Annotated in this window: 4 protein-coding genes; 3 read left to right on the top strand and 1 reads right to left on the bottom strand. The window is 41.0% G+C overall.

Annotation, left to right across the window (positions count from 1 at the left end; all coding sequences use genetic code 11):
• Positions 1-577 precede the first annotated feature (577 nt).
• Positions 578-1366: a precorrin-4 C(11)-methyltransferase gene (cobM, locus tag PX481_RS15165; RefSeq protein ID WP_002757009.1), complete on the bottom strand. Its 789-nt coding sequence runs from the start codon at positions 1364-1366 to the stop codon at positions 578-580.
• 211 nt (positions 1367-1577) lie between these two features.
• On the opposite strand from cobM, the gene dnaB reads away from it, so the two are divergent.
• The 3 genes from dnaB to PX481_RS15180 all read left to right on the top strand — a co-directional run.
• On the top strand, positions 1578-3335 hold the full coding sequence (gene dnaB, locus PX481_RS15170; protein ID WP_002757010.1) for a replicative DNA helicase: 1758 nt from the start codon (positions 1578-1580) through the stop codon (positions 3333-3335).
• Position 3336: 1 nt separating this feature from the next.
• Complete coding sequence (locus PX481_RS15175) at positions 3337-4914, top strand: glycosyltransferase family 39 protein (protein WP_288024910.1); 1578 nt, start codon at positions 3337-3339, stop codon at positions 4912-4914.
• A 212-nt stretch (positions 4915-5126) separates the two neighbouring features.
• Positions 5127-6054, top strand: a 928-nt coding sequence (locus PX481_RS15180) for a family 10 glycosylhydrolase (RefSeq protein WP_288094885.1), incomplete at its 3' end; no start/stop codon positions are given.

The following is a 6054-nucleotide window of genomic DNA, read 5'->3' on the forward strand; positions in this document are numbered from 1 at the left end:
GTTGGTGGGGGCAGGGTGTGGGGTGTGGGGTGTAGGGTGTAGGGTGTAGGGTGTAGGGTTTTACCGATTTTGAGGCGGTCAATTACCTAATTTTCAGGGAAAAAGTCCCGGAATTTTCCCCCCGATCACTCCCATCGCAGGTACTTTTTGATTTCAAAAAAGTCTAAAGATATTATCCAACAAGGTTTTTAGATTTATTCAGCGAACCCTAGACAGGTAAAGTGGGATGGGTTAAAAATTAACCCATCCCACAGATCTTATTGCCATCTACCAACTTTAAAATCTAGACTGTTTTTTCCGCTCTAACTCGCTCTACCCTGCGAGGAATGGAGCAATCAAGGAAGTTAGGAACCTCCTGACGACAGTGAGGACAATACCAGTAGGCACGACCAACCACAAGGTGACGAAGGGTAATTCCCGAACACATAGGGCAGTTGTGCATGGATTGTTAGACTAATTTTAAAAGCTTTTAAAATTGTCCTACCTCCTGAAATAATCCTAAACAAAATCGCCGCTCTTTAACTCTAACTTTAGGTAGAAACCTAGTGTTTCTTTCGATAGACTTCCCAGAAAATACCTAAGGATGAGGACGGAAAAGATGGGAGTGTTGCGGGTGATAAAGTTGCGATCGAGTTCCTGTAATCTGGTTTAAAGCGGGACTAATTAGATAAAGGGTAGTTCTAGTTAAATTTTCCCGATGGGTTAATTGGGCCATCTCTGACAGGGGGACAACCCAGATTTTTTCGTCGGGCCAACCGAGACGGAAACAAACGGCCACTTGTTGCTCTGGCTGGTAGTATTGTAGGAGTTTTTCCTGGGCTTTGTCAACGTGACGAGCGGCTAAATATAGGCATAAACTGGCTTTATGAGCGGCTAAAGAGGCTAATTCTTCACTTTCTGGTATATGAGAGGCTTTTCCTTCCACCCGGGTTAGAATAATTGTCTGGACTAATTCCGGAATCGTTAATTCTAGGGCCAATTTGGCCGCTAATCCTTGAAAGGCACTAATTCCGGGGATTAGCTGAAAGGGGATATCTGCTGCTGTCAAAAGATGAATTTGTTCTTGGATGGCACTATAGAGACTTAAATCCCCCGATTGCAGTCGCACCACCGCTAAACCCCGACGCACGCGATCGATCATTAAAGGGATAATTTCCTCTAGGGTGATGCTACTGGTGGGAATTAACTCGGCATCTTGACGAGTATCCTCAAGAATCTGTTTAGGGACGAGGGAATCAGCAAAGAGGATAACATCGGCTTTTTGGAGAATTTTATAGGCTTTTACCGTCAATAATTCCGGATCTCCGGGGCCCGCACCAATAAAATAGACGGCCGGGGAGAGCGCCGAGGAGTCAATTAAAGTCATACTAAATCCTGTTTACAAGGGAAGTGGGGTGTGGGGTGTGGGGTGTGGGGTGTGGGGAAGTGGGGAAGTGGGGAAGTGGGGAAATTTCAACTAAAACTCCAAAACCCTAAAACCCCAAAACCCAACCCCGATCATTAACCTGAACATTTGTATTTAATTACGGTGAAACTGACTATACAATATTAATGATAAAGCACGGTCAGCATTGACAATGATTAGCGATCAGTCCCTCCCCCCCCAAAATATTGAAGCGGAAGAATCTATCTTAGGTGGCATTTTGCTAGATCCAAAAGCGTTAGGTAGAATCAGTGATTTTTTAATTCCAGAAGCTTTCTATGTGAAAACCCATCAAGATATTTATCGTGCGGCGCTTGCTTTACAAGGGAAGGGAAAACCGACGGATTTAATGACGGTTAGCAGCTGGTTACAGGATAATTTTCTGCTGGAGGAAATCGGGGGAATGCCGCGATTGTTACAATTAATTGAGCGCACTGTCTCGGCTGCTAACATCGATCGCTATGCTGAATTAGTGATGGATAAATATATGCGTCGTCAGTTAATTTCCACCGGGGGAGAAATTATTGAGTTAGCCAGGGATACGACGCTAGAATTAGAAAATGTTTTCGATGAATCGGAACAAAAGATTTTTCGTCTCACCCAAAAACGACCCCAGGAGGGTTTAATTTTTCTGGGGGATACTTTAATCGAAACTTTTAACGAAATTGAGAAAATGCAGGAGACCACCACTCTACCCGGTATCGAAACTCAATTTTATGATCTCGATGCGATGACCAGTGGTTTACAACCCTCGGATTTAGTTATTATCGCGGGTAGGCCTTCCATGGGAAAAACTTCTTTTGCTCTTAATATTGCCTATAATATCGCTCAACAGAATTTACCCGTGGCTGTCTTTAGTTTGGAGATGTCCAAGGAACAATTAGCCCAACGTTTGTTATCGAATGAGGCTAAAATCGAAAGTAATCGGATTCGCTCGGGCCGTTTGGGACAAAATGATTTAGAGAAGGTTCTTGGGGGACTAGAAAAGTTATTAAATTTGCCCATATATATCGATGATAGTGCCAATTTAAGTGTAATTCAAATGCGTTCCCAAGTGCGGCGTTTACAGGCAGAAAAAAAGGGGCAAATGGGATTAGTTTTAATCGATTATCTGCAATTAATGGAAGGGGGAGGTGATAATCGTGTTCAGGAACTTTCTAAAATTACCCGCAGTCTTAAGGGTTTAGCGAGAGAAATTCATGCTCCGGTAATTGCTCTTTCTCAGTTAAGTCGTGCTGTGGAATCTCGCAATAATAAAAGACCGATGATGTCCGATTTACGCGAGTCGGGATGTTTAGCGGGTGATAGTTTAGTTGAGTTAGCCGCTCCTCGTGCTAAAGTGCCAATTTGTCAGTTAGTTAATTGCTCTAATTTTACGGTTTTTGCTCTTAATGAGGAAACAATGAAATTAGAAAAAGCACTGGTAACTAAGGTCTTTTCCACAGGATTTAAGCCAGTTTTTCGATTAACAACTCGTTTAGGTCGCACGATTAGAGCTACAGCCAATCATAAATTTTTGACTGTCCACGGTTGGCAAAGATTAGATGAATTAAATATCGGTAATTATATCGCTTTACCTCGCTCTCTGAGTAATTCAGACCTAAGGTTTAATTGGGATGAAGTTATGGCAATTCAAGCGGATGGAGAGACAGAAGTGTATGATTTAACAGTAGATAAATTGCATAATTTTATTGCCAATAATATCATCGTCCATAATAGTATCGAACAGGATGCGGATTTAATTATGATGTTATACCGAGATGAATATTATAACCCCGATAGTCCCGATCGAGGTGTGGCCGAAGTAATTATTACTAAACACCGTAACGGTCCCACCGGCACAATTAAGCTACTTTTTCAACCAGAATTTACCAAGTTTCTTAATCTTAAACAAAGTCGCTCTAATTATTAAAATGCAAGCAACTATTAATTATAAAACTCCCAATTGGCTCTTAATACTTTTGGCAATTATCCTAACTCTCGGTGTGGTTTTTCGTTTTGCAAATATCGATCAAAAAATCTATTGGCATGATGAATCCTACACCACCATTAGAACCACTGGTTATCAAGCAAAGGAAATCGCTGATACTATCTTTCAAAACCGTCTTTTATCTACCACAGAATTAGGAAAATTTCAACAACTGAAACCAGAAAGTAATGTTTTTGACACAATAAAATCTCTCGCTAAAGAAGACCCTCAGCACCCACCTTTATACTTTATTATCTCTCGCTATTGGGAAAAAATATTCGGTTTTTCTCCCGTTTCTTCCCGCAGTTTAGCGATTGTTTTTAGTCTTCTCTCCCTGCCATTTATTTACTATCTATCCTTAGAATTATTTGCAGCAAAGTTAACGGCAATTTTAGCAGTAATTTTATTAGCACTCTCTCCAATTGATATAATATTTGCTCAAATGTCCCGTCAGTATAGTCTTTTGGTTTTGTTAACGATAATCAGTCAATTACTGCTGTTAAAATGCCTCAAAAAAAGAACTCTTGTTAATTGGTCTTTATACACCGTCGCTAATACTCTCGGACTCTACACTCATCTCTTTTTTATTCTCAACTTATTTGCTCAAGCAGCCTTTATACTTTGGTATCTTGTTATGAAACCAGAGCGAAAAAATAACTTGATATTTTTCCTGTTATCTGGGTTAACAATGATAATTTTATATATACCCTGGTTACAGGTTTTTTTAACTAACTCTCAAAGGGCCTTTAATTCCACCAGTTGGGCTGCCGTTAACTATCTCGATTGGGGATTGTTCGGTAAATTATGGCTCTTAACTTTTACTTGTCCATTTAGCGATAGCGATTTTGGTTTTAATAACATCTTCACCTATATATATAGACTGATTTTTTTAATCTTAATTATCTATGCTTTTTATCGAGTTTATCGCTACAATCACCCCATAGCTTTTACTTTTCTGATTACCTCAACCCTAGTACCTTTCCTAGCTTTAGTCATTCCCGATCTAATTTTGACCACCACTAGATCGACTGTCACCCGTTATCTAATTGCGACTTTTCCCACTATCTATATAACTGTAGCTTTTTTCTTGTCACAATTGCTTAATCAAGGCAAAATTTTAGGTAAAATTATCTTGACTTTTTTGTTAACTGCTAGTATAATATCGAACTTCAATAATGCTCTTTCCGAAACCAGTTGGGCAAAAGTTCCTAGTTATTGGAATGGCGAAGTTGCCAGAAAAATTAATGCTGTACCTAAGGCCATTGTTATCAGCGACGAAGGTAATGACTGGACTAACTTAGGTGATTTGCTTTCCCTTAATTATCGTCTTAATGCTGATGTACAATACTTCCTGACTACCACTAACCCCGATACCGATAAGTTAAAAGAAGTCCTAGAAATTCCCCAGGCCAACTTATTTCTTTTTCGTCCTTCCAATCGGTTATTACTGACCCTAGATCAATTCGATATTCGTCTTGATGATTTCTATCCTCAAGGTCAATTGTGGCGAGGGAAGAAATAGGTAAATATATAAGTAGGTGGGTGGAATTAAATATAAAATGAACGTAGGTTGGGTTGAAGCATGAAACCCAACGCCCGCATGGGTTACGCTACCGCTAACCCATCCTACAAATAATTGTGCCTACCTACTTATTTTGGGTCAATCTAGCCTCAAAGAGTTGAGCAAAGCTGGTATTATAACCAGTTAAAACCGTTAATCTTCACCTTAAAGAAATGACTTTTCTAATTCCGACTAGCGTTTGGCGGCAAATTCTTAAAAAGTTCCCTATACTACTATTCTTAGTATCTTTTCTCATAGTCCTACTATTAGGCTATTTTTCTGCCGCTTTCTCTCAAAGTCGAGATCCTGATATCCGCGGTGTTTGGATCACCACCAACGATACTGCGATGCTGATGGACAGGGATAAACGACAACAGGCGATCGAGCAATTAGTTAATCTTAATTTTAATGCTATCTATCCCGTGGTCTGGAATTCCGGTTATGCTCTCTATCCCAGTGCGATCGCCCAACGGGAAGGAATACAGCCTTTTGTGCCTACGGGAGCGCAGGGACAAGATATCTTGGCAGAATTGGTGGAACAAACCCGTGGCAGTGGATTATTGGTCATTCCTTGGTTTGAATTCGGATTTATGGCCCCTCCCACCTCGGAATTAGCCTTAAAACATCAGGACTGGTTAACCCAAAAACGCGACGGGGGGACCACTTGGGTAGGAGCAGCCGGTGAGGTGGTGTGGTTGAATCCTTTCCGTCCCGAGGTGCAGAATTTTCTGCGGGAGTTAGTCTTGGAAGTGGTGGGACAATACGATATTAACGGCATCCAATTCGACGATCATCTGAGTTTACCGAATGAATTCGGCTATGATCCCTATACTATCGCTCTTTATCAACAGGAAACGGAAAAAACACCTCCGGCTAACCCCCGGGATCCCGAATGGACAAAATGGCGGGCCGATAAAATCACCGCTTTTCTGGCTAATCTCAAAGAATCAATTCAGGCAGTTAAACCGAATATACTGCTTTCGATCGCCCCTAATCCCTACGAATTCGCCTATAATGGTCATTTACAGGATTGGCTCGGTTGGGTGCGGCAAGGATTAGTCGACGAGTTAATTGTACAGGTTTATCGTCCCGATCTGCCCA

Source organism: Microcystis sp. M53603_WE2 (genome assembly GCF_030065435.1).

Coding starts and splice junctions, on each gene's coding strand:
- cobM (WP_002757009.1), bottom strand. CDS start 1,366: ATGACTTTAATTGACTCCTCGGCGCTCTCCCCGGCCGTCTATTTTATT.
- PX481_RS15175 (WP_288024910.1), top strand. CDS start 3,337: ATGCAAGCAACTATTAATTATAAAACTCCCAATTGGCTCTTAATACTT.
- dnaB (WP_002757010.1), top strand. CDS start 1,578: ATGATTAGCGATCAGTCCCTCCCCCCCCAAAATATTGAAGCGGAAGAA.